This is a genomic window from Alistipes provencensis, assembly GCF_900083545.1.
GTDB classification, from domain to species: domain Bacteria; phylum Bacteroidota; class Bacteroidia; order Bacteroidales; family Rikenellaceae; genus Alistipes; species Alistipes provencensis.
This window is the reverse complement of record NZ_LT559262.1, coordinates 3,366,798-3,391,991: the sequence shown is the minus strand read 5'-3', so window position 1 is coordinate 3,391,991 and position 25,194 is coordinate 3,366,798. Positions and strand designations below refer to the sequence as shown.

At 59.0% G+C, this 25,194-nt stretch carries 12 protein-coding genes; 1 reads left to right on the top strand and 11 read right to left on the bottom strand.

The features are described 5' to 3' along the window. Nucleotides 1–6: 6 nt before the first annotated feature. The 5 genes from BN5935_RS13280 to BN5935_RS13260 form a co-directional block, all read right to left on the bottom strand. The gene (locus tag BN5935_RS13280) at nucleotides 7–1,107 is read right to left on the bottom strand and encodes a glycoside hydrolase 5 family protein (RefSeq protein WP_064976520.1); all 1,101 of its coding nucleotides are present in this window, start codon (nucleotides 1,105–1,107) and stop codon (nucleotides 7–9) included. Nucleotides 1,108–1,115: 8 nt separating this feature from the next. Then, nucleotides 1,116–2,585 carry a RagB/SusD family nutrient uptake outer membrane protein gene (locus BN5935_RS13275; protein ID WP_064976519.1) on the bottom strand — a complete coding sequence of 490 codons (1,470 nt, stop codon included), beginning with the start codon at nucleotides 2,583–2,585 and terminating at the stop codon, nucleotides 1,116–1,118. Between the two features lie 20 nt (nucleotides 2,586–2,605). Beyond that, nucleotides 2,606–5,611 carry a SusC/RagA family TonB-linked outer membrane protein gene (locus BN5935_RS13270; protein WP_064976518.1) on the bottom strand — a complete coding sequence of 1,002 codons (3,006 nt, stop codon included), beginning with the start codon at nucleotides 5,609–5,611 and terminating at the stop codon, nucleotides 2,606–2,608. Between the two features lie 178 nt (nucleotides 5,612–5,789). Next, nucleotides 5,790–9,773, bottom strand: a complete 3,984-nt coding sequence (locus tag BN5935_RS13265) for a hybrid sensor histidine kinase/response regulator transcription factor (protein WP_064976517.1) — start codon at nucleotides 9,771–9,773, stop codon at nucleotides 5,790–5,792. A gap of 9 nt (nucleotides 9,774–9,782) precedes the next feature. After that, the gene (locus BN5935_RS13260; protein WP_064976962.1) at nucleotides 9,783–10,922 is read right to left on the bottom strand and encodes an aldose epimerase family protein; all 1,140 of its coding nucleotides are present in this window, start codon (nucleotides 10,920–10,922) and stop codon (nucleotides 9,783–9,785) included. A gap of 198 nt (nucleotides 10,923–11,120) precedes the next feature. Between BN5935_RS13260 and BN5935_RS13255 the strand changes: the two genes are divergently transcribed. After that, complete coding sequence (locus tag BN5935_RS13255; protein WP_082944151.1) at nucleotides 11,121–12,521, top strand: sulfatase family protein; 1,401 nt, start codon at nucleotides 11,121–11,123, stop codon at nucleotides 12,519–12,521. Between the two features lie 76 nt (nucleotides 12,522–12,597). Here BN5935_RS13255 and BN5935_RS13250 read toward each other — a convergent pair whose 3' ends face one another. The 6 genes from BN5935_RS13250 to BN5935_RS13225 all read right to left on the bottom strand — a co-directional run bounded on the left by BN5935_RS13250 (nucleotide 12,598) and on the right by BN5935_RS13225 (nucleotide 25,106). After that, entirely contained in the window at nucleotides 12,598–13,647 is a 1,050-nt protein-coding gene (locus BN5935_RS13250) for a DUF1735 domain-containing protein (RefSeq protein ID WP_064976516.1), read from the bottom strand. Nucleotides 13,648–13,666: 19 nt separating this feature from the next. Further along, nucleotides 13,667–15,427 (bottom strand): RagB/SusD family nutrient uptake outer membrane protein, encoded by a 1,761-nt coding sequence (locus tag BN5935_RS13245; protein WP_064976515.1) that lies wholly within the window; start codon nucleotides 15,425–15,427, stop codon nucleotides 13,667–13,669. A gap of 12 nt (nucleotides 15,428–15,439) precedes the next feature. Next, nucleotides 15,440–18,331, bottom strand: coding sequence for a SusC/RagA family TonB-linked outer membrane protein (locus tag BN5935_RS13240; RefSeq protein WP_064976514.1), 2,892 nt, complete (start codon nucleotides 18,329–18,331; stop codon nucleotides 15,440–15,442). Between the two features lie 21 nt (nucleotides 18,332–18,352). Continuing rightward, nucleotides 18,353–20,218 carry a RagB/SusD family nutrient uptake outer membrane protein gene (locus tag BN5935_RS13235; protein ID WP_064976513.1) on the bottom strand — a complete coding sequence of 622 codons (1,866 nt, stop codon included), beginning with the start codon at nucleotides 20,216–20,218 and terminating at the stop codon, nucleotides 18,353–18,355. A gap of 13 nt (nucleotides 20,219–20,231) precedes the next feature. After that, complete coding sequence (locus BN5935_RS13230; RefSeq protein ID WP_064976512.1) at nucleotides 20,232–23,420, bottom strand: SusC/RagA family TonB-linked outer membrane protein; 3,189 nt, start codon at nucleotides 23,418–23,420, stop codon at nucleotides 20,232–20,234. A gap of 96 nt (nucleotides 23,421–23,516) precedes the next feature. Beyond that, nucleotides 23,517–25,106, bottom strand: a complete 1,590-nt coding sequence (locus tag BN5935_RS13225) for a BACON domain-containing protein (RefSeq protein ID WP_064976511.1) — start codon at nucleotides 25,104–25,106, stop codon at nucleotides 23,517–23,519. Nucleotides 25,107–25,194: the final 88 nt, after the last annotated feature.

Here is a 25,194-nt window from a genome sequence, read left to right as displayed (position 1 = left end):
GTGGAATTATCGGTTATTCATGGTTTTGTCTTGCGTCATAGAACGGATGAAGTCTACCTCCCGCTGGCTGTACGGGGTGCCGTCGAGTCGATAGATGTCGTGGAACCAGATTTCGGGTTCGGGATCGCCGGCCTTGCTCGACCACTGAAGATGGAAATTGCACTTTCCGGCGGTGAGTCCCCAGCTGATGGCTCCGACCTGCTCGCGTTTTAGTATGGGCATGATCTCCTCGAAGGTCGAGCGCGGACGCCCCATGTACTCTTGGCAGATCACGGGCCGCCCGAACTGCTTCATCAGGGAGATGAAGGTCTCCATCTCTTCGGGTCCGTAATAGCAGTGGAACGTCATGATGTCGCAGTTCTCCCCGAGGAACGAGACGATCGGGAAATTGCTGCGCGTGCCGTGTACGCCGGGGCATATCCAGAGCGGCGACGAGAGCGGCTGCGAGGGGTTCGCTTCGCGCCCCCATTTGAAGACCTCGCGCAGCAGCGGCAGGCTTTGGGCGCCCTGCTTGAAGTTCTCCGGCTCGTTGTAGAGACACCAGAACAGGATGCGGTCGTCGTCGCGGAACGTCGTGAGGATGTCCTTGACGTAGCGTTCGAGACGGGGCCACGAAGCCGGATCGTTGACCGACGGGGCTCCGGGGCTCTGTATCCACTGCGAGTTGTGTATGCCTTGGATCGATTCGGGCTGTTTGCCGAGCTGCGGGTTTTCGAACCGGCCGCCGTTGGTGAAGAAGGTCACGATGGCCTTGATTCCGTGGCTGTGGCAGATTCCGAGGAATGCGTCGATGCGCTGTTTGAATCCTGCGGGATCGGCCTCCCATAGCATGTCGTGCAGGAAGATGCGGACCGTGTTGAATCCAAGCCCTTCGGCCTTTGACATTTCGGAATCGATGGTCTGCGGATCGAAACTCTCCGCCTGCCACATTTCGAACTGGTTGATGGCCGTGGCCGCGACGTAGTTGAAGCCTACGGGCCACTCCTGCTCCGCATACCAGGCGTTGGCGCGCTCCTGCGACCAGCGCTGCGCCGGGGCCGGGGTTTCCTTGCCGCAGGAGGCTGCGGTGAAGAGAGCGATCGTGAAATAGATGATTGTTTTTTTCATGTGTTTTATCAATATCCGGGGTTTTGATCCTTGGTCGGATCGAGTGAAGTGTTGTAGTTGAACTCGTCGGCGGGTACGGGCCACCAGTAGGCTGCGGGGCCCACCTCCGATTCGGCTGCGACACGGCCCGCTTTTACGGCATATTCGGCCAGTTTGCCGCAGCGTTTCAGGTCGCAGTAGCGTTTCCCTTCGAAGGCGGTTTCATAGCCGCGCTCCTGAAGCAGCAGCTCCATGAACTTATCCTGCGTGGCGTAGTCGGCCAGCCGGAAGTCCGAACCCTGCGGACGGGTGGGTTTCAGGCCGTAGGCGCGGCGATGCACTTGGTTAAGCACCTCCATAGCTGTTTCGTCGGGCTTACCGTCGCGGCGGCAAATTGCCTCGGCGTAGTAGAGCAGCGCGTCGGCGTAACGGTACACGGGGAAGTCGTTGGCGGCTCCCGTGCTGTTGTAATCGCGGAACTTCAGACAGATCATGCCCGTTTTCGTCAGCGAATTGAGCGTGCCGTTGCCTGTCTGTATCCAGAGGTTGTACTGATAGCGCAGGTCGGCCTTGTCCCATCCTTTGACGAAGAGGTTTTTCTCATAGTCGGTATAGATGCCGACGTTTCCGCCGTCGCGCACCGGATTCGGGCGGCAAAGATACATCGACATGAAGTTGTTGCCGTCATCCTGATTGTATTTGAAGTAGAAGATCTCTTCACGGGTCGCATTGGCCGTCGTTCCGTAGAGGTTTTCGTAATCGTCGGCTTTCGAAACCTCCACCAGCCCGTAGCGGCCCGAGTCGACCACTTCGCCGACGGCCGCAGCGGCCTCGCTCCAGCGTTCGAGATAGAGCAGGGCTTCAGTCTCCAGCATCAATGCCGCATAGCGGGCGGGGCGTCCCGTTTGGGCGACGCTTTCGGGCAGCAGGTCGGCAGCATCGGCAGCTTCCCGGGCGACAAATTCCCAGATATCGTGTTCGGGTGTGCGCGGCTTGTTGAAGTCGTTCATGTTGTGCTCGTCGAAGAAAGGTACGGCGCCGTAATAACGGGCTAGGTATGAGTAGCTGAAGGCACGCAGAAAGCGTGCTTCGCCGCTCAGATGGTCGTATTCGATCTGCGAGAGTTTCGCATCGCCGATCTGCGAGAGTATTTCGTTCGAGAAGCGGATCGCCCGGTAGAGAACGGCCCATGTGTCGTTCGTGAAGCTCACTCCGCCCGAGGTGAGGCCCGTGGCATAGGAGGTGGCGTAGTTTCCCCGTCCGTAGCAGTAGTCGGCCAGGCTTTCGCTCAGCACCGAGAGATAGCGCCCGAATCCCATCTGGCGGCGCAGTTGATAATAGATCGAATTGATGACGCTCTGCACCTCTGCCGCATTGGACATGAAGGTCGTGGCGTCTACCTTTTTGGGATGTTCCTCGAGAAATTCCCATTTTTCGCACGACGGGAGCGACGTTGCGATACCGGCGGCGGCCAGCAGTATGAATAGGATGTGTTTCATGGTTTACGGTGGTTAGGTCGTTAGAAAACAAGCCGGCATCCCAGCGTGAAAGTCCGGGCTCCGGGATAGCTGCTGGCGTCGATGCCCTGAGCGAGCGACGAGCTGCCTCCTTTGGCGTTCACATCCGGGTCCCAGAACGGATAGGAAGTAATTGTCCAGAGATTCTGTGCGCTGACATAGACGCGGGCCTTGCTGATGACGCGGCTTTTGCCGCACGGGATGTTGTAACTCAGCTCGAGGTTTTTCAGGCGCATGTAGCTGCCGTCGTAGACGAAGCGGTCCGACATCTTCAGCGCGATATCCTGACGGAGATTGGGGTATTTGGCGTTGGGCGTTTCGGGGGTCCAGTGGTTGTAGAGCACTTCGCGCAGGGTGTTGGCATTCGAGCTGTAATCGTAGGCGGCCGAGGCCATACTGAGCGAGTAGATGTCGTTGCCGATCGAGCCTTGGAAGAATGCACTCAGCGTGAATCCCCTGTAACTGACTGCTGTATTGAAATTGAGCAAACAGTCGGGGTTCGGGTTGCCGATGATCGTCTTGTCGGCCGGCGTGATGCCGTCCACGCCGTCGAGGTCCTTGTAGACGAGCTGTCCGTTGTCGTCGTATCCCTCCTCGACGTAGCCATAGAAAACATACATCGGTTCGCCGATGCGCATCAGGTTGAGCTGGTCGCTGATGATGGTGTTGCTCACCGTGCTTCCGAAGATGTCCTTGTCCTCGGAAAGCGAAAGCACTTTCGACCGGTTGACCGAGAGATTGACCCCGAAATCCCACTTCACGGCTTTGTCGATGATGCGCGTGTCGAGTTGCAATTCGACGCCTGCATTCCGGATCGCCCCGACGTTGCGCAGGGCGGTGGTATAACCGCTCGACCGGGGCATCTCGACGTCGTTGAGCAGGTTGGTCGTTTTTTTGTGATAATAATCGGCCGTCAGGCGGATGCGGTTGTTCAGTAACGCCAGATCGATACCTACATTCCATTGCGCTGTGGTCTCCCAGCGCAGGTCGCCGAGGTAGGTGTTCTTGGGGGCGTAGCCTACGGTGGTGGTCTTGTCGAACACGACGTTGACCGATTCGAGTGTGTTCTGCGTCGAATAGGGTGAGATGGCGGTGCTGCCGGTCACGCCGTATCCGACGCGCAGTTTGAGATCCGACAGCCAGTCGGCCTGCCGGAGGAACTGTTCCTGCGAAATGCGCCAGGCGACGGCCGCCGAGGGGAAATAGCCCCACTTGTTGCCCTTGCTGTAACGCGACGAACCGTCGGCACGGAAGTTTACGGTGAGCAGGTAGCGGTTGTCGAAGTTGTAGTTGATGCGCCCTAGGAACGAGAGCATCCGCCAGTCGGAGTAACCCGATGTGGGCAGACCCTTGACATCCGCGGCGTCGAGGTCGTAGGATTCCACCACGTCGCTCAGGAATCCGGATGCGGTTCCCGTGCCGACGGCCTTGGAAACGCTTTGTTCGTAAGTGATACCGCCCATAACGTTGATGTGATGCCTGCCGAAGCCTTTATCATAGGTAATGATGTTATTGCTGGTGATGTCGACCACCTCGTTGAAATCGATCGATGCTGCACCGTCGTAGTTCGGATAGGCGAGCGAACGGGTATAGTCGCTTCGCGCCTGACTGTTCTGAACGTTTGCGGCAATCTGGATCGAGAGACCGTCGACCGGTTTCACGGTCAGTGCGGCATTGGCCAGCAGGCGGTTGGCATACCGGCGGTTTTTCACCTCGTGCAGATAGGCCACGGGATTCATGCCGGCGGTGGGCTGCGTCTGGAAATCGTTCCACGAGCCGTCGTCGTAATGCGGCGTGGCCAGCGGCGAGGCTGTGAGTGCCGAGTTAATTACCGAAGTCCCGCGACTGCCGCCCTGCGAATTCATCTGGTCGTGATTCGATCGGCTGAAGATGATGTTTGCCGAGGCGGAGATGTACTTCGAGATGTTGTATTCGAGATTCGTGCGAATCGAGATGCGCTCGTATCCGCCCTCTTTGACAATGCCGTCCTGATTGAAGTAGCTCAGGCCGAGTGATCCCTTGAAAGTCGGACCGCCGCCCGAAATGTCCACGGCGTGGTTGGTGATTACGGCCGACCGGAAGATTTCGTCCTGCCAGTTGGTGTTCCATACGTTGGCTGCGATCTGTTCGGGTGTGAAGACTGCCGGCTGGCTGTTGACGCGGGCCTTTTCGTTCAGATAGGTCATGTATTCGTCGCCGCTCAGCACGTCCATCTGCTTGTAGAGGGTCTGGATGCCGACACTGCCGTCGTAGCTCACCCGGATCTTGCCCTCCTTGGCGCCCTTCGTCGTGACGATCACTACGCCGTTGGCTCCCCGTGAGCCGTAGATGGCCGTCGCCGAGGCGTCCTTGAGGATTTCGACCGACTCGATATCCGACGTGTTGATCATGTTGATGTTGCCGGGAAATCCGTTGATGATCCACAGGGGCTCGTTGTCGCCCTTGATCGAGTTGGCGCCGCGGATGCGGACCTGAATGGCAGCTCCGGGCTGTCCGTTCAACTGGTTGATCTGCACGCCCGAGACACGTCCTTGAAGCGCCTGCGCCACCGAGACATTGGCGAATTCATTGATCAAATCGCCTTTGACCTGAGCTACGGCTCCCGAGAGGTCGCGTTTGCGCTGTACGCCGTAACCGACCACGACCAGTTCGTCCATCACCAGACTGCCCTGCGAGAGCTTGATGTCGAATGCGGAGCGGCCGTTGACCGGCTCCTCGCGGGCATCCATGCCGAGGTAGGTCACCAGCAGCGTGGCGTCGCGCGGGATGTTGCGGAAGCGGACGAAGCCTTTGGCGTCGGAGATTTCGCCCGTGTTCGAGCCTTTCACGACGACGGCGGCGCCGGAGACGGGCTTCCCGTCGTCGTCCAGAATGCGGACCGTACAGACATGGTCCGCATTTTTTTGCGATTGCGCACACAGGCTTTGACCGCAGAACAGCGTGAGGCAGGCGATGAAGAGCCACCGGGCTCCGGTGCCTGCCGCACGGAATAGTTTGAGATTTTTCATAAGGGTTGATTTTAGGTTGATCCGAATTCCGTCCGGCCGGCTGCATGGCAGCGTTGAGGTCCTCATCGGCAAATGTAGGAGCTTTTGTTTTACGACGGAACAGGGTGGACCGGGAATGGAAAAATCGTCGCATCGGTTGGAAAAATCGTCGTATCGGCGAGTTTTCGGCAACCGGGGTCTATTGTTTCTGATACTCGGCCGGCGATACCCCGAACTGCTCCTTGAAGCATTTGGCGAAATAGGAGGGGGAGTTGAATCCTACGGTGAAACAGACTTCGCTGATCCGGCATTTGTTTTGGGCGAGAAGCTGGGCCGCAATCGAGAGCCGCTTGGATTTCAGATAGTCGTTCGGGGTGGTGTCGAGCAGCGCCCGGACCTTGCGGATTAGCGTCGAGCGGCTCAGAAAGAGCGCCTCTTCGATTTGTTTGCTGGAAAAGGCCGGTTCGTTGAGGTGCTGCATGATCAGCTCGTCGAGTCGGCGCAGGAACTCCTCGTCGGCGCTTTGCAAGCCGAACTGCTTCGGGTCGAGCGGTTCCTGCGTGTTCTGGTAGCTTTTCTTCAGCCGGGCGCGTTTGTCCAGAATGGCCCGGATGCAGGCCTCGAGGTAGTCGAGCCCGAATGGCTTTTCGATATAGGTGCTGGCCCCGGCCTCCATGCAGGCGATCTTTGTCGCGGTGTCCGAAATAGCCGACGTCACGATGACGGGAATGTGCGAGAGATCGAAATCCGAGCTGACTGTGCGGCAGAGTTCGATGCCGTTCGTACCGGGCAGGGCAATGTCCGTAACGATGATGTCCACCTCCTGTTCCTGCAGTACGGCGACGGCCTTTTCTGCCGCGTGTACGGCGATGACCCGGTAGTCGGCGTCGAGCTTGTGCTTGAGATAGGCCGTAAGTTCCCGGTTGTCCTCTACGAGCAGCAGCAGCGGCAGCGACTGGTCCTGTGGAGCCGATTGCTCCTGTACGACCTTTGTTTCGGCGATAGGTGTTGTAGCGGGCAGCGTCAGTACGAACGTGGTGCGGGTGGTGTCATTGGCGAGTTCGAGTGTCCCGGTGTGCATTTCGGCAAGCGAGCGGGCGAGGGATAGCCCGATGCCGAAACTTCGGGACCCGGGAGTGTTGTCATACTGCACGAAAGGTTTGAATATTTCAGAACGCTGTTCGGGCGTGATCGGCTGTCCGTCGTTGGTGATAGAGACCGTTGCCGTCCCTTCGAGTGACCTGACGTTTACTTCGATGTAGGATTCCGCATATTTCAAGGCGTTGTGCAGCAGGTTGTTGAGGATTTTGTTCAGGGCCGATTCGTCCGCATCGATGCGGATATTGTCCGTTTCTGCCGTAAATGTGAGCCGCAGGTTGCGTGCTTTGGCGGTTTCCTGAAACGTCGAACAGAGGAATCCGGCACGCTCGACGATGTTCATCGGTTTGCACTCGAGTTTGTAACCGTGCTTCTCGACCCGTACGAAGTCGAGAAGTTCCCGGACCAGTTGGTCGAGATACTGCGTGCCGTTGCAGATTGCCTGCAGGTTGTCACGATCGGCCGGACTGAGGTGTCCGGATGCCTGTATCTGCTGTAAAGGCGTGTGAATCACCGTCAGCGGGGTTTTGATCTCGTGTACGATATTCGAAAAGAACGTGAGTTTTTGCTGGAAGAGCTCTGCCTCTTTCTGTTTCTTGTAGTTTTCGTGCTTGCGCTTCTCCCGGGCAATAGCCCGTTTGTAGTATACTTCGAACAAGGCGATGAACGCGCCTGCAAGCAGCAGGATGTAGAGTCCGATGGCTGTCGTGCTTTTATAGAAGCGTTGTTCTACCACGATTGATACTGTTTCGTGGCTTATGGGCAGTGCGCTGCCCGATGCCAGACAGCGGACCTCGAGCGAATAGGTTCCGGCCGGCACGTTGTAATAGAATACCGTGTTGTCGGCGACCGTGCGGCGCCATTGCGTGTCGTAACCGACGAGCCGGCATTCTACGGTGTTGAGCTGCGGCAGCGTCGAGTTGAGGACGGCGAATCCGAATCCGAACGAATTCTGCCGCGGGGAAAGGTGGATGGACCGGGTGTGATCCACGTTGCGGACGAGGGTCGAACGCCCGTCGTCGGAGGGGACGACCAGCTCGTTGCCGATGCGGAATTCGGTGATGACCAGTCGGGGATTTCCGCTTTCCCGGTCGAATTTTTCGGGGTTGAAACGGATGAAGCCGCTGCGGGACCCGAAATAGAGGTCGCCGTCCGCGGAGCGAAGTCCGCAGTTTTTGAAATCGTTGTTCAGCAGTCCGTCGAAGATCGTAAACCGCCGGATGGCTTTTGTTTGCGGATTGAAGGCGAAGAGTCCCTTGTCCGAGCTTACCCATACGGTGCCGGCATGGTCTTCGAGTATCTGGAAGAAAATGTTCGTAGGCAGCAGGTCGCAGCGACGGGTATCGTAATTCTCGAAGCGTCCGGTGGCGGTGTCGAGGCACCCGAATCCTCCGTTGAAACTTGTGGCCCAGATGCGTCCCCCGGAGCCGGCGAATACCGAGAAGAGCATGTTGAGCGGACCCGGGTCGTCCTCCGTTCCGATGTGGTTGGCCGTGATTTCACCCTGCGTCAGGTCGTAGCATATCAGTCCGTTGGCATAGGTCGACACCCATAGTCTCTGCCGCTCGTCTTCATCCATGCCGGTAACGAAAATACCTTCGAATCCGTCGATCGGGTCGAACGCCTCTTTTTGACGGTCGTAATGCAGCAGCCCTACGGTCGTTCCTACGAACAGTTCGCCTTTTGTCGTCCGATAGATGGCGAATACGCGCTGGTCCAGCATCGTCGTCGAATAGCCGAGCGTTTCGTATTCACGCACGGCCCGGGTCCGGGTGTCGAGTCGGTAAAGTCCCTTGTCGGTTCCGAGCCACAGCGCTCCCGGTTCGTAACAGACCGAAAACTGCGTGTTGGGAAGTTGGTTGTGCGCGATGCGCTTCAGCGTGCGGCGTTCCGTATCGTAAAGGAGCAGCCCTTCGTTTTCGGTTGCGATCCAGATGTGTCCCGCGTTGTCGGCCGCGAATCCCCGCACGAGGCAGTCTTCCAACGAACGGCCGTCGGCTGTGTAGTACTTTTCGAATTGTTGCTGGAAAGCGCCGCAATAATTCACTCCTCCGACGTTCGTGCCGATCCAAATGCCGTCCGATGCGTCGACGAAGACCGCAAAGGCATGGCTGTCCGAGAGTGAAAAACGGTTATGGCTGTCGTATGCGAGTTTGCGGGCCGAATCCGTCCGGGGGTCGTAGCGGTATACGCCTTCACTGGTAGACATCCAGACGATGCCTTCCCGGTCGATATACAGGTCTTCGGGCGTGAATCCGCGCGACGGAATCGGGATCAGCGTCCGGATTTGACCGCTGTTGCGGTTCAGCAGGCAGAGCCCCCGCCGGGCGCTGGCTGCATAGACCGTTCCGCTGTCGTCCGGTGCCGAGTTGACGGCCGCGACGTTGTCGTTCCGGAACTCCGTGATTTCCCGGGCGTCATTCAGCCGGAGACGATCCGTACTGTCGTGGCCGATGTAGAGGAACGAATGGTAGAAGAGTCCGATCCACAGGCCGTTGTCGGCGTCGATATGCAGCGCGCGGATGTTTACCGGCAGTGTTTGCCGGCCGTTTTCGAAGAAGTGGTTGCGCAGGGTCTGCGTGCGGGGATCGAATGCGAAAAGCCCTTGGTTGTTGACCGAAATCCACATCACGCCGTCGGGTCCCCGCCGGATGACGTTGGCTTTGTTGCGGATGACCGTGCCGATGTCGCTTTCGCAGAGGAACGGTTCGAAGCGATCCTTGTCGACATCGTAAACCGAGACTCCGCGATCGGTTCCGATCCAGAGATTGCCCTCGGAATCGGTGCAGAGGGCGATCACATAGGCCGATTTCAACCCCATCTCCTCTTTGGTGTAGTTGCGGAAGCGGATGCCGTCGAAACGGCTCAGTCCCGAGGAGGTCCCGAACCAGATGAATCCCTTGCGGTCCTGCACTATTTTACTTACCCGGTCGTAGGGCAGCTCGCTGTTTCCCGAGTTGTAGTGCGTGAAGTTGAAATTCGGGGCGTCGGGGACAGTTTCGGAGGCACAGGCGGCTGTCGGGAGGCCGGACCCGGAAAATCCTGTCAGCAGCGTCAGGAGTATGTAGCATCGAAGGGCGTACACAGCGAACGTCTATTTTGCATAGAAACGGAATTCTGTGACGGAATGGTAACGTTCTCCGGGGCGAAGTATCGTGGCGGGGAAATCCGGACGGTTGGGTGAGTCGGCAAAGTGGAGGGTTTCCAGCAGCATGCCGCCGAATTTTTCGAGCGGGATGCCGTTTTTGCCGATCATCTGTCCGTTCAGTCCGCGTCCCGTGTAGGTCAGCAGTCCCGGTTCGGTCGTCCATGTCTCCACGCCGCGTCCGCTGCGCGGAGAGTAGAGGTCTGCGGCCTTGGCCAGCGATCCGTCGTAGTTTCGTAATGCCCAGCAGACCGAAAAACCACGCATGATGTGCAGTTGCCGGTTGGGGCTGTCTATGGCGTAGTCGATGCGATGCGGGCTGCGCATGTCGAAAGGCGTATCTTCCACCGGCAGCATCGCTCCGTCCGGCACATACTGGGCCGTGTTCCTGAAATAGTGGTCGGCTTCGACTTGCAGTTCGTGGTCCATCACATAGCCGCCGTTCTGCCCTTTGAGATTGAAATAGGTGTGGTTCGAGAGGTTGACGACCGTCGGTTTGTCGGTCGCGGCTTCGTATTCGATGCGGCAGACGTCGTCTTTCGTCCACCAGTAGGTGACCGTGCAGGCGAGGTTGCCCGGATAGCCTTCCTCGCCGTCGGGGCTCAGGCGCGAGAACCGCACGCCGGCCCGGTCGGCTTCGAGCAATGGTTCGCCCTGCCACATTACGCGGTCGAATCCCTTCGTTCCGCCGTGCAGGTGGCCGGGCCTGCCTCCCAGCGTTTCGTTCGGGGTGAGGTACACCGTGTCGCCGTCGAGCGGGAACGATGCGTTGCCGATACGATTGCCGTAGCGTCCGATCAGGGCGCCGAAAAAGCGTTCGCTGCCCGTTTCGAACGAGGTGATGTCGCCGTATCCGACCACCACGTCGTCGATGCGGCCGTTGCGGTCGGGAACGCAGATCCGTACCACGCGGCAGCCGTAATCGATGACTTCCATCGAGGCGCCGGTTTCGTTGGTCAGGCGGTACAGCGTAACGGGCTCTCCCGTTGAAAGGGTTCCGAAGGGTTCAACCGAAACATTCGTGATTTGGGATGTGCAGGCGGTGAGGATTGTCGCTGCAAAACACAAACAAATACTGCGGAGGTTCATATCCATAGGTTCAAGTCTAAACAAAGATAGCCATTTTTTCCTATTTATGCTATGCTGTCCGGCAATCGGCGGACCTTCAATAGCTCTCAAATACACGAAGGGGGTGCTCTGCCGATTTTTTGTTATTAATTGACGATATTCTGGCATCCTGTCCCGGGGTTCTGTTTGTAAATTTACAATCACTAAACCCCGAATATCATGTATGACCGTACAACCCGGTTTATCCGGATGGCTGCCCTGACGTCAGGGCTTCTTCCCGTGTCGGCGGCGACCGCCGCACAAGGCGGAAGACCCAATATAGTAGTGATCGTGGCGGACGATCTGCTGTCGTCCGAAATAAGCTGTTACGGCGGCCGGAACCTCGAAACGACGCACATCGACCGCCTGGCCCGCGAAGGGCTGCGGATGACCAATGCCTATGCTTCGATGTCGATGAGTGTTCCGATCCGGGCGTCGCTCTATACGGGGCTCTATCCCGCACGCCACGGTTCGTGGCTCAACCACAAGGATACGTTTCTCGGCACGAAGACCGTTTGCGAATACATGGCCGAAGAGGGTTACCGGGTGGCCCGTGCGGGCAAGAACCACCCCGTCAATCCCGACGTGTACCGTTTCGAGGAGTTGCCGGGCTTTCCGGTAAACTGCGTGAGCCGGAAAGCTCCCTACGATACCTCCGGCATTCGGGAATTCATTACGCGCGATGATTCCCGACCGTTCCTGCTTTTCGTGTGCAGCATCCATCCCCACGCTCCATGGACTTGGGGGGACCCTTCCGAGTTCGACCCGGAGCGCCTCGTCATGCCGGGAAACTGCATCGGCGATCGGCGCATGCGGGAGATTTTCACCCATTATCTGGCCGAGGTCCGGGCTTTGGACAATGAGGTCGGCTCGGTGCTGGAGACTTTGACCGAGTGCGGCGAGCTGGACAATACGCTGGTTTTGTTTCTCGGTGAACAGGGCCCCCAGCTTCCGGGCGGCAAATGGACCTGTTGGTATCCCGGCGTGCACAGCGCCCTGCTGGCGCGTTATCCGGCGCGCATCCGGCCCGGAAGCGTCTCGGAAGCCGTCGTGCAGTACGAAGACCTGCTTCCGACCTTCATCGACCTTGCCGGAGGCCGCCGCCGGCGGGAACTCGACGGGAAAAGTTTCAAAAAGGTGCTTTTCGGCGAACGGGCTAAGGCCCGCCGGTATGCTTATGCCATGCACAACAACTGTACTGCGGGCAATGCCTATCCCATTCGCAGTATCCGCGACGAACGTTATGTCCTGATCTGGAACCTGCTTCCCGGCAGTTCGTTTTACAAGACCTTCATGAATCTGGACAATCCCGCCAACCGGAAAGGCTGGTGGCCTGTCTGGACCGACGCTGCGCAGCGGGATTCCGTTGCCCGGAGACTGGTCGGGCGTTATGTGCACCGCCCGGAATTCGAATTCTACGACCTTGCGGACGATCCGTGGGAGATGAACAACCGCATCGGCGACCCTGCGTACCGCGCCCGGATCGACCGCATGAAACGCGAACTGAAAGAGTGGATGAAGCGGCAGGGCGATACGGGCGTCGGAATGGACGTTCCGTTCCGCAACCGGCCCCGCAAGTGACGCCGCCGGGCGATGCGAAACGGCCTTCGGACGGATTCATCCCGCCGAAGGCCGTTTCGATTGAACATTGCCGGGATCAGTTGTAGTTTTTTGGATTCTCGTCCTGCCACTCGTTCACGCCGTCGCGGATGCGGTTGCGGAACGTCAGCGTATCCCGGACCTCCGTGAAGGTTCCGTCGCCGTTCGGATAGCGGTAGTGGAGGTACAGCTTCCGGTTTTGAAGCAGCCGCGCGCCGTTGAAGCCGCTCCCCAGATCCTCGACCTCCCGGGTGCCGTCCACCGATCCCGAAACGCGGATCTCCTTGCCGTCGAGTGTCAGGCGCACCGATCCCTCCTTCGTGCCGATGTAGTTGGTCGTCAGCGCATCCGGCGCGTCGGTCGTCAGCGTGTAGATGCCGTGCGTGCCCTCGTCGCTGGGAACGGCCGTCGGATACACCTCTTTCGAAAGTTCCTGCCCTTGGGCGTCCACCACATGGGTTTCGCCCCCGTGGTAATAATTGCCGAAGAGTTTGTTCTCATAGCGTACTGCGATGACCTCGAACGATTTGGAGAGCAGGATTGTGTCCGCATCGGCGCTGGTGATGCGGAATCCAATGGCGTAGTAGGGCTCGTTGCTCGCTTGGATGTCGGACAGGAAAGCCGCCGAATCGGCTCGGACGGTGATTGTTCCGGAGTGTCGGCCCCGCCGGATGGTCATTTTCTCGTCGTTGCTGACCGTGAAGTATTCGCGCGGCAGCGGCGTCAGTTCCTTGATGCCGCTGGCCTTGACGGCCGTGGTGACATAGCTTTGGCTCACCGTTCCGGAGGTCGATCCGCCGCTCATCACGTCGAAGGCGGTGAACGGGTCGGAAGGCTGCCCCAGTTCGTCGAGCCCGTTGAAGGGCGCGAGGTCCCCGGTCACCAGTTCGTCGTCGAGCGCGTAGTAGACCGAGCGGTCACGTTCGTTGGACATGACGCCCGCGAGCACCGACCCGACCGAAAATTTCATGCCTTCTCCGACTACGAACGTACGCAGGTCGTATTGGTAGGCGATGTATACGCCGCTGTAATCGTAGTCTTTGACGTATTCGTCGTAGCATCCCGCAAAGGTTGCGGCTGCCAGCAGTGTTGCAAGTATTTTTTTCATAAGTATCGTTTTATCGGTTTTATTCCCAATTAGACCAGCCTTCATTTTGGACTACTCCCTTCATGCGAATAACCTCCGTGTAAGGGATCGGCACATAAAGCGACGGATAGTTGCGCTTTTCGACCTCCTCGTAGGAGATTGCCTGCCCGGTGGCAATCCGGGGTTTGTAAATCGCTTCATTGAGTTCGGCAGCATCTACGGCCCAACGACGGAGGTCGTAGAACCGCTGTCCTTCGAAGCAGAGTTCGATGCGGCGCTCGTTACGCACGAGCGTTTCGAACACGTCGCGGCCTGCAGCGGCACATTCGTCGAGATAGGGGTCCGCCGTTGAACCGACGCCCGGTATACCGTTGTTGGTGGGGCGGCTGCGCAGGAAGGCGATGGCCTGTTTGGGGGTATAGCCGTAAAGCGCCGCCGTTGGTCCTGAAACCCGGTTGGCGGCTTCGGCGAAGATCAGGCACATTTGGGTCCAGCGCATGAAGAAGATCGACTTGGGCATCGTCTGGATGTTGTCGTCAGCCTTGTTCCAGCCGAGGTAGATGTATTTGCGGACGTAGTAGTTGGTCATCGTGTTGTTGACACCGCCCGCCTCGTCGCGTCCGCCGACCGAGGTATCGAACGTGTACATCAGCTCGTTGTTGGTGGTGCGGCGGACCTCGGCGCCGTTGTGGAAGACGGTGCAGTAGAGCCGGGGATCGCGGTTGGCGTAGGGCATGGCCTTGTCGTAATTGGCCAGCGGATGGCCGATCGGGTATCCGTTCGCCGCAGGGAAAGCGTCGACCAGATTCTGCGTCGGTCCCACGCCGCCCGTCCCGAGGAATCCGTCGGGGTAGAAGAGGTTTTCCAGCGTACTGCTCTTCGAGTAGTTCGACGACCAGATGATTTCGGGGCTGTTGGCGTCGGTCCATGCGAAGGAGGCCGTCGGATCGAACCCGTGGGCGCCGTCCTGCGTGAGCTTGAAGTCCATCACTTCGGCGGCGTACCGGGCCGCTTCGTTCCAGCGCTTCGGGTCGTTCTCCGGGTTGAACGCCGGCGAGGCCCATTGCAGGCAGGTCATGGCTTTCAACGCCTTTACGGCGATACCGTCGAAGCGGTGCCAGCGCACGGCGCCCTCCACCGAAACGTCTTTCGCCAGCCAGTCGCGGTTGGCTGCGGGCAGGTAAACCAGCGCCGAATCGCAGTCGCGCAGAATTTGCTCCACACACTGGTCGTAGGAAGCGCGTTCGAACGAGCCGGCGTCGGCGTCGAAGACATCGATGGGTTCGAGTACGATGGGGAATCCCAGCAGCCGCCCGTCGGAGGCCCTGCCGCCCCATTTACGCAGCAGATCGAACTGGTACCATGCCCTCAGGGCATAGGCATCACCCTGTAACGCACGCTGCAGACGGCGGTTCTGCTCGTTGTCTATCATGTAGCGGGTATTGATGCCCAGACGGTCCTTGAGGAATTTGTTGACGTACATGATACCGCGATAGTTACGTATCCAGAAGGTTTCGAAGGGATCGCTCGCAGGTGTTCCCGAACCGACCGCAAAACGGCGCATGGCGTGCGTCTGCGCCGTGATGACCGCGTCGTCGGTGGCGCCGTCGAGGTAGACGTATTCGCCGCCGGAGTAGGATGTGGGCAGCAGGTCGTAGCTCTTCTCCACGAATCCGCGAATCATTGAGGGATATTCCAACAGGTTCTTATCCGTATAGTGGCCGTTCGGCAGCGGGTCGAGGAAATCGGAGCAGCCTGCGAACGACAGTACGGCGGTCAGGGCGATTATCAGTTTTTTCATCTCCGTAGTCGGTTAAAAGGTGAATTTGAAGCCGGTGGTAAAGGTCCGGTAGAGCGGATAGGCCGTAACGCCGGCATTGATGTTTTCGGGGTCTACGTCCTCGATGCCGCTGATGGTGCAGAGGTTGGCGCCACGCACGAAGACGCGCAGTCCTTTGACGGCCGACCGGCCGCGGAAACGGACGTTGTAGCCCAGTTCGATGTTCTGAATCTTGAAGAAGCCCCCGTCGCGCAGCCAGAAGGTAGAGCTCTGGAAGTTGTTCGTAGCCTTGACGTATGCCAGGCGGGGATAGTCGCCGCCGATGTTGTCGCGCACGAAATGCGAGTAGGTTCCCGTGCTCCATCCGTTCCAAAAATATTTGTTGGTCAGTGCCGTGTCGAACGAGGTGCGGCCCGTTCCGACGATTGTGAAGTCGAAATTCCGGTAGCGCAGGTTGATGCTCACGGCGTAGTCGAGCTTGGGGTTGGTGTTGCCGATGACCTTCGTGTCGTTGCTGTCGATCAGTCTGTCGTTGTTCAGGTCGGCGTATTTCAGGTCGCCTATCTGCACTTCGCCATCGAAGAGCTGCCGGGGCGAGGCTTCGATCTCCTCCTTCGAGGTGAACTTGCCTATGCAGACATACCCTCGGTAGGAGCCGGTCGCCGTGCCGGTGACCTTCTGGTAGTCGTAGACGACGCTTTCGTTGTAACGCAGGTATTTTCCCCGGCTCGTCGTGAGGCTTCCGCCCACCGTGTACTGGAAATCGCCGGCCCTGTCCGACCAGTAGAGTGCCGCCTCCCAGCCTTGGTAACGGATGCGGTTGTAGTTTTCATAGGTATCGATCTTGTCCATGCCGTAGAGCCCTGGCAGCGTGCCGCTCATTTCGGTAATGATTCCGTCGCGCAGGATGTTGTAATAGTTGACTTCGACCGAGAGGCGGTTGCCGAACAGTGCGGCGTCGATGCCGACGGTGAACTCCTTGCGTTTCTCCCATGTGAGGTCGGGATTGCCCAGCCGCGAGATGGTGTTGACGTAGGATTGGTTGGCGTTGGTCGATCCGATCCACTGGTACCCCGTGGTGTAGGGGCCGAACTTGATGCCAGCGCTTTTCGTGTAGTTGTCTTCGTAGAGGTCCTGCGAGCCGAACGAACCGTAGCCGATCATACCGGCCTGTCCGCGCACTTTGAGGTAGTCGATCCATTTCACGCCCTGCATGAATCCCTCTTCGGATACGACCCAGCCCACGCCCAGCGATGGAAACACCTCGAAGCGCCTGCCGGGTGCGAACATCGGCGATCCGGCATAATTTACGACGGCTTGGAAGAGGTATTTACCGCGGAAAGCGTAGTCGAGGGTGCCGATCAGCGATACCTGCCGTTCGCGGACCGAATTGCCTGTCCGGTCGATCGACTCCAGCCACCATGTAGCCGAGGCCCCGACACGGTGGTCGTCGTTCCGGTATTCGTAACTCAGCCGTTCGTGCAGGAAGAGCCCTTGGTGGGTCCATTTGCCCATGCTCGACTTGCCGGATACCTGCGTTCCCTCGTGCGTGGTCTTGGTGCTTTCTCCTGTGGCGGGGTCGTAGATGACGGCTGTATAGTCGGGATTCTTGCCGATACGGTTCATGTTGAAAAGATTCAGTCCCACATAGGACTGGAATTTGAGCCCCTTGATCAGCGCATGCAGGTCGTAGGAGATTGTGGCATTGACTACCCCCGAACGGCCGCGTTCGGTCGAGAACCCGTTTTCGGTCAGCGATGCGTAGGGATTGTCTTTGTAGGTCGTATTGACGCCGTAAATTTTATTACCTGTCTCCTCGTCGTGCGAAACGACCAGCGGGAACGCGATTGCGGGAACCGTGGTGACATCGCTGAGTGCGTTTTCGAACTCCGTGGCCGACGAACTGCCGTAACCGTAGCGGGGCTGGCGGCGGAAGCTGAGCCCTCCGCCGAATCCCAGGTCGATCGAGAGGTCCTGTGTGACAGCCGCTTTGAGGTATGTGCGGACGTTCACCCGGTTGAAATCGGCTTTGTCGCCCACCTTGTATATGTCTCCCTCTCCGGCGTAACCGATGTAGGCGCTGTACTGGAGCTTCTGTGTGCCTCCGTCGATGGAAACATGGGCCTTGTAATAGGGCTTCGTGTCCTTGAACATCATCGTCCGGTAGTCGACGTTCGGATAGGTCAGGTCGTTGGGGTCTTTGCGGGCGTAGTTCTCGATCGCCTCGTTCGAGTAGGGCGGGAGATAGCCGCTGTTGATGCGCGCTTGGTTCTGGAGCCGTGCGTATTCGACGCCGTCGACCCATTCGGGGAAGCGGTCCACGACGCTGACGCCGCTTTCGAACCCGACGCGGATCGACCGGCCCCGGGTCTGTCCCCGGCGGGTGGTGATGTAGAGTACACCGTCGGCTGCGCGCGAGCCCAGCAACGCCTTGTCGGCGATGTCGCGGATGAAAGTCATGCTCTCGATCTCTTCGGGGTCGAGTTGCAGTTGGGTGATGTAGACCGGCATGCCGTCCACGACGTATCCGGGCGTCATGCCGCGGGCATAGAGCGCCGTGCGGCCCGATTCCGAAGCGTAGAACATGCCGGGCGTTCCCGACAGTTCGCGGACGGTGAGTCCCGCGACGACGCCCGTGAGCGAGTTGCGGAAGTCGTTGGTCGGGTATTTGTCGATGTCGTGTTCGTAATAGGTCGTCGAGTTGCCCGTTGCGGCCGCCTTGTTCAGGGTGCGGGCGTAGGGCAGTTCGAGCGTCTGATAGATGCGCAGGGGCCGTCGGGCCCGGATCGCGGAGTCGGCGGCGATCTGTTCGGCGGTCAGCACCGGTCTTTCGAAACCCTGCCCGCCGCTTTGCGGGGCGCCTGCGGCCGTTGCGGCCGCCAGCAGGAGCATCGTGCCTGTCAGAAATATGTAGCGGTTTCTCATGGTTTTATTCGGGCTAAGGTTCTACCAAAGTTCATTGTTGACGAAGTTTTTCATCTTGTTGGCCTCCGCTGCGGGGAAGGGCAGGTAGTACATGGCGTTTTTCCAGTTGGCCTGCCGGTTGTTCGGAATCGGCTGGCGGACATAGCGCCGCCCGCGGGGATATTCGTTCGAAACATCGACCTTCTCGATGTATATGCCCATCAGTGTCTGGGTCATGGTCTGCGGGGCAATTTTCCACCTGCGGATATCGTAGTAATAGTGGTGTCCCTCGAAGGCCAGTTCCACGCAGCGTTCGTTGCGGATGCGTTCGCGCAGCAGGGTGGCGTCGCCCGTGAACTTGTCGAGCACGTCCGGCATTCCGGCCCGGTTGCGCACCTTGTTCACAGCGTCCAGCGCCGTCATCGACAGCCCTCCGGCACTGCCGTTGGGGCCGTAGGCTTCGTTGGCCGCCTCGGCGTAGTTGAGGTAGAGTTCCGCCATGCGGATCAGCGGGTCGGTGTGCTGGTGGGCGGCCGAAGTTCCCAGTTGGCCGTTCCACAGCTTGTTGACGTAATAGCCCGTGTTGGAATACCCTTTCGAGTCGTTCGAACCCCACGCGATGCCGAACGAGCGGTTGTTGTTGTTGAGCGACGAGGTGGGATAGGTTCCGGTCGCCGGATCGTAGTGGATGTTGATTCCGGTCGGGCATCCGCTGACGACGCTGCCGTCATGGAGGATGGTTTTGTCGAACCGTGGGTCGCGGTTCGAGTAGGGATCCTGTTCGTCGTAGTGGCCGAATTTCGCGGCGGCCTCCCGATCGGCCTCGGTCAGAAGCGGGTCGCCGTCGAGCGTTTCGAAGCGGTCCACGAAATTCTGCGTCGGACAGTCGCCGCTGCCGTTCGTGTAGTTCGAAGCGGGATAGGCGAAAGTCCCTGACCATGTGCCCGTGTTGATCTTACTGCTGCCGTAGTTCCAAGCCCAGATGTGTTCGTTGGTGTATTTCGTGCCGTAGAAGTTGCTGTTCCATTCGGAGAAGGGCAGCATCTCGTAGCCGTTCTCCTCGGCGATGCGGATCGCCTCGGCGCAGGCTTCGGCGGCGTCCTCCCAGTCGCTCTGGCCATGCAGGTTGTTCAGTTCGCTGGCCGCGTAGAGCAGGCAGCGGGCTTTCAGCGCTTTGGCGGCGACGCCGTTCGGATAGGGCATGTCGCTGCTGGTGAGGTGGCCTTCCGAGCCGGGTCCCGCGTCGCGGCGCACTTTCCCGGCGGCGACGAAATAGTCGTAGGCGCGGTCGAGGTCTGCGGCGCAGCGCGTATAGGTCTCCCCGGCCGGGAGGCGTGCCATGTCCCAGTCGTCGTCGGCTTCGAGCGCCTTGTCGAGGTAGGGCATGCCTCCGAAGATTCGACAGAGGGTAAAGTGTGCGAATGCCCGTACGAAATAGGCTTGCCCGATGATGTCGTCCTTATCGATCTGCTTGGCGTTCTGTACCATGTCGATATTCTCGATACATCTGTTCGCGACGCGGATGATGCGGAACATCGAGTAGGAGATCGGACGGCGCGACGTGGTGGTGGTCCATTCGGAGACGTTGGCACCCAGAGCCCCGGCCTTGATCTGCTGCGCGCGGAGCCAGCGGCCGCCGTCACACATGTCCGTCAGGGCATTCCATGTAAAACGGCGGTCGTTGAAATCGATGTAGAGCGGATAGCCCAGCTTGATATTGATGTTGTCGCCGCTGCTCTTCTGCCCCGTGCGTCCTTCGTAGACGTTGTTGAAATAGGCTTTGAAGTTATCCCATGTCGAGAACACCTGATTTTCATCGAGGCCCGTTTCGGGGTCTATGTCGAGGAACGTGCAGGCGGGGGAGGCTGCGCTGCATGCAACCAGAAGGAATAGTATCAGTTTTTTCATAATCATAGCAGTTTTAGAATCCGATTTTAACCCCCAGTTTGATGCTGGTCATCTGCGGATAGAACCCCGAGGTGAAGGTGGTGCTCGCAGGGTCTCCTTCGATCAGCGAGGAGAACGTCAGCAGGTTGTTCGCCGTGAGGTAGATACTCAGGTTGCGGAACCCGACCTTCTGGCGGAGGCGTTTGGCGTTGAACGTGTAGGCGAGGTAGATCTCCCTCAGCGAGAGGTAGTCGGCCTTGCGCCATGTGCGGCCCTCGAGCATCATTTTGGCTCCGGCATCGCCGCTGCCGCCGGCCCACATGTACATCGGGTGTCCCGACGTTCCTCCGTAAACCAGCGTGGCGTGATTGGCATCCCGGTTGTCGGGCCGCCAGTAGTCGAGCTGCGAGTGGGTGATGCGGTAGTCGCCCTTGTTGAACTCGATCTCCCAGCTCTTGTTGTATTCGACCCACTTGCCGAGGTTGGCGTACCACAGCATGCTGAATTCGAATCCCTTGTAGTCGAATCCGGCCCGGAACGAGCCGACCACCGGCGGATACTGGCTGCCGGCGATGGCGTGCAGGTCCTCGACGGAGAGCCGGCCGTCGGCCGAATAGTCGAGGTATTTGTAGGCGCCCACGTTGACGAAATTCCAGTCGGTCGTGTAGGCCGGGTAGTTGTGGATGTCGTCGATGGATTCGAAATAGCCCGAATCGACGATGCTCACGCCGTCGGTCTGCCCCTTGTAGGGTTTTCCGGCGGTCTTCTGGTATTCGGGGGCGTAGGGGGCGTCCTCGTAGTTGGTGATGCGGTTCTCGTTGAGCGAGAGCATCGCCGTGAGGTTGTATCCGAATCCCGTGGAGGTCCTGTCGGCCCAGCCCAGTTCGATGTCGATGCCGTGCTTCTTCATGCTGCCGCGGTTGACCTCCTTGTACGAGGTGCCGACGAGCATCGTGACGTTGGGCTTGACAAGCATGTTGGTGCGCTTTTCGTCGAAAAGGTCGAAGTTGAGCGTCAGCCGGTTGTTCAGCCAGCCCATTTCGATACCCAGATCGCGTTTGCGGGCCTCTTCCCATTGAGCGACCATGTTTGCCGCGGCGCCTTCGTAGATGTAGCTGTCGCCGCCCTTGATGTAGTCGCTGAAATAGAGCCACCGCGAACCGGAGTCGCTGCCGACCAGCCCGTCCGAATAACGGATCTTCAGTTTCGACCACCAAGGCATCGCCTCTTTCCAGAAACGCTCCTGCGAGGGCACCCAGCCTATGGCCACCGAGGGGAAGAAACCATAGCGGTTCTCGGGCGAGAACTGTTCCGACCCGGTGTACCCGAGGTTGCATTCGAAGAGGTATTTGTGCCTGTAATCGTAGGTCACACGGCCCACCACGCCCTGCGAATGGTAGGGGAAGGCCGTGCCCTTGACGTTTTCCCGCTGGTTGAAGAGCGCCAGTGCCGTCACGGTGTGGTCGCCGAAGGTGCGGTTGTAATTCAGGGCACCCTCCCAGTAGAATGTGACGTAATAGTCGCCCTGCATCGCCCCGCGGGTCACGGCGTAGGGTGTGTTTTCGTAGATCAGTTCGCTGGCTGCGGCGTAAATCCACGGATTGCCGTCGCCTGCGTCGTACCGGTTCCAGTCGATGTAGAAGGTGGGATTGGAGTTGGTCGCCGTCTGCGAGATGCGGGAGTAGTAGGTGCTCAGCGAGACGTTGGCTTTCACCGAGAGCCCCTTGGTGATGAAGTCGAGCTTCTGCTCGAAGTTGATGTCGGTATAGAGCTTGTTGTCCGTGGTCTGTTCGAACTCGCCCGTCGAGAGCGACGTACGGATGTTCCCGAAGTAGGCTGTGCGTGGACTCGACAGACGGCCTCCCGAGGCGTCGGGATAGTCCGTGTCGGGAATCTCTTCCAGCACCCAGTCGGGGTAGTAGGCCGGATACATCATCGGCGAAGCCGAATACATCATGTTGAACATGCCCGATACGGTCTTGTTCGTCGGCGTGTCTTTGATTCCCAGCACACCGCCCACCTTGACCGACAGTTTCGTGCTGCGCGTCACGTCGAAATCGAGGTTCGAACGGTAGTTGATGCGGTCGTAGCGGAAATTGGCGTTGCTCCACTCCGAAAAATCCTTGAAGATCGACCCCTCGTGGGTATATCCCAGCGAGAGGAAGTATTTGACGCGCTGCGAACCGCCCGAGACGTTGTAGTTGGCGTTGATGGTTTGGGCGCACTTGCGCATGGCGATGTCGAACCAGTCGTTGTCCGGATAGCGGATCGAATTGATGCGCGACGAAGGATGGGCATACTCCTCGATCTCCGAACGGGGAATCATCGAGCCGTAGCTCTGGGCGTTTTTCAGCGCCACGTTGAGCAGTTCGGCCGTCTGCGCCGAGCCGATGTGGTCGGGGATCATCGTCGGGAAGTCCATGCCGTAGGAGAGCGAGATGTTCATCTTGGGCTTGCCCGTGGAGCCCGTGCGGGTGGTTACGATGATGACGCCGTTGGCGCCTTTGGCGCCGAACACGGCGGTCGCCGAAGCGTCTTTGAGCACCGACAGCGAGGCGACCTCGTTGGGGTCGATGTCCGCGAAACTGCGCTCCACGCCGTCAACGAGCACCAGCGGCGTGGACCCGTTCCAACTCGATACGCCGCGAATGAAGATGTTGGCGTCGTTGTTGCCGGGCTGTCCGCCCGTCTGAATGGTCGTCACGCCCGAAAGTTTGCCGGCGATGGCGTTGGTGATGTTCGTGGTGCCCGAATTGACGAGCTGTTCGTTATTCACCTGCGAGATGGCACCAAGGACGCTCTCTTTCTTCTGAACGCCGTATCCGACCACCACCACGTCTTCGACCTGATGCGTTTCTTCGGCGAGTTTTATTGTCAGCGGCGATGCGTCGACGACGACGATTTCCCGTGTCTGGTAGCCAAGGAACGAGACGTGAAGCACGGCGCCTTTGCGGACACGGAGTGTGAATGCGCCCTGTGCGTCGGTGATCGTACCGCCGGCGGGTCCTCCCTTTGTCGTGATCGCCGCGCCGGCGATCGCATGGCCGTTGGTGTCGACGACGCGGCCTTTGGCCTGAATCGTCGGTTGCTGCGCGTCGGCGGCTGGCTCTCTGGCGGCAGCCGGTCCTGCCGTGGCGGCGAACAGCAGCAGCAACACCATGGCGGCCAGACGGCGAAGCCCGTGCAGCGATGGTGTGAGCGGTTTGAGATAGAAGTTTTCCATATTGGGATTAGGTTGGTTATATAGGTTGGGGAAATGGCTGCGGCGGACTGCCGGCCGTCAGCGGGTGACGCGGCCGGCAGTCCTCGCTCAGCTGTTTCAGTCTACCAGATAGAATGCGATGGCGTCGTGGTCGCCCGTACTCCACTGACAGAAGCGGGGGGCGGCACCGCTGCTGGGTTGGGCTATCACTTTGCCTTCGATCGTGCAGGTGCCGGTGACGCAGCGGATGCGGAACCGGATGACGCCGTTGTCTACGGCCTCCGTAAAGCGGGCGGTTTCATTGATGTTCTCTACCTTGTCCGCCTTTGTCAGTTCGTAAGTAGCCGTGACGTGCAATCCGTTTCCGGAGAAAGTGTATTCTTTCGTACTGGTGGGTTTCCACGTTCCCTGGTCGAAATACTCCACTATCCAATACCGCGCGCCCGTTTTCTTGCTCCTCGCACCGTAACGGATATTGACGGCCTGTCCGGCTGCGAAATTCTTCACGGGAATGGTGAATTCCAGGTTGTCGTCCGTCCATACCGATTTTACGGCGTAGTGTCCCTTGCCGTCGGAGCTGATGACGTACCCGGGGTCGTAGACGGGTGCGTCGTTGACCTTGTTCCATTGGCCGTAAGCGGTCGTTCCGGCGGGTTTGTCGGCAAACATTCTGCCGCCGGTGAGCCAGTTGTCGCCGCTGTACTGCTTCAGCGCTTCGTCGGAAAGTGTCCACCAAGCGATCGGTTCGAGGCTCTTGGCCTCCTGCGAAACGGTGATTACCACATCTTCCAGCGCGGGATCGTCGGCTCGGATGGTCAGTGTGCCGGTGCGGGCATCGCCGGTGTTTTTCGAAGCCGTCAGCGTTATGTCGGCCGGTACGGTGCCGGCCGTACCTGATTCGGGCGCGACGGTGAGCCAGTCGAGCCCCTCCTTGATGACGGTCCAGTTGCGGTTGCAAAGGATTTGCAGGGCGGCAGGGGCCTCCGGCGCCTCGGGGAAGGCGAGCGTATTGTCTTCGCCGAAGCCCGTTACCGTGAGCAGCGGATCGTCGCGGTAAGCGGTCTGGCGGACGGTTACGACCACGGGAGTCATGCCTTCGCCCCAGAACGAGAGCGTGCCTTGGCGCGCATCGCCTCCGTTGGCTGAGGGGGTTACGGTGATTGTCGCCTCCTGTTTGCGTTCGCCCGAAAGCGGGGATACTTCGGCCCAGTCGAGGCCTTGCTTGTCGGCTGTCCAGGCGATGTTGCTGTACAGTGTGAATGTGACGGGCTCGAGGTCGGAGAATTCGAATTCGAGCGTGTTGTCGGTCAGACCGTCCAGCGTGAGTGTCGGTACGATGGGGAAAGCCTCCTGCGTGACGGTTACTGTCTGTACATAGGCACCGGTATAGATGGTTAACTCCCCGCTGCGTTCCAGGTCGTCGTTAGGCGCAGCCGAGAGCGAGATTGTCGCCGGCAGTTTCGACCCTCCGTTCATTTGCGAGACGGTCAGCCAGTCGAGTCCGCTTTTGGAGATCGACCAGGTTTTGTTCGATGAAATCGAGAAACTGGCGCTCTCTTCGGGGTGGTACGGGAAATGCAGTCCGTCGTCCAGCCCGTCTATCTCCACCCGGTCGGCGGCTTCGGTCTCCGGGTCCGTGGAGCAGGCCGCGGCGAAGACCCCTGCCAGCAGAATCAGGGCTGTGCATGCGATTTTCAGGGTTTTCATGTGATGGTTGTGTTTTAGGTTGTCAAGTCAAAGTTATTCCGATGGCTGCGAATCGTTTTTCATGAGTGTATTCGTTTTTTGTCCGTGC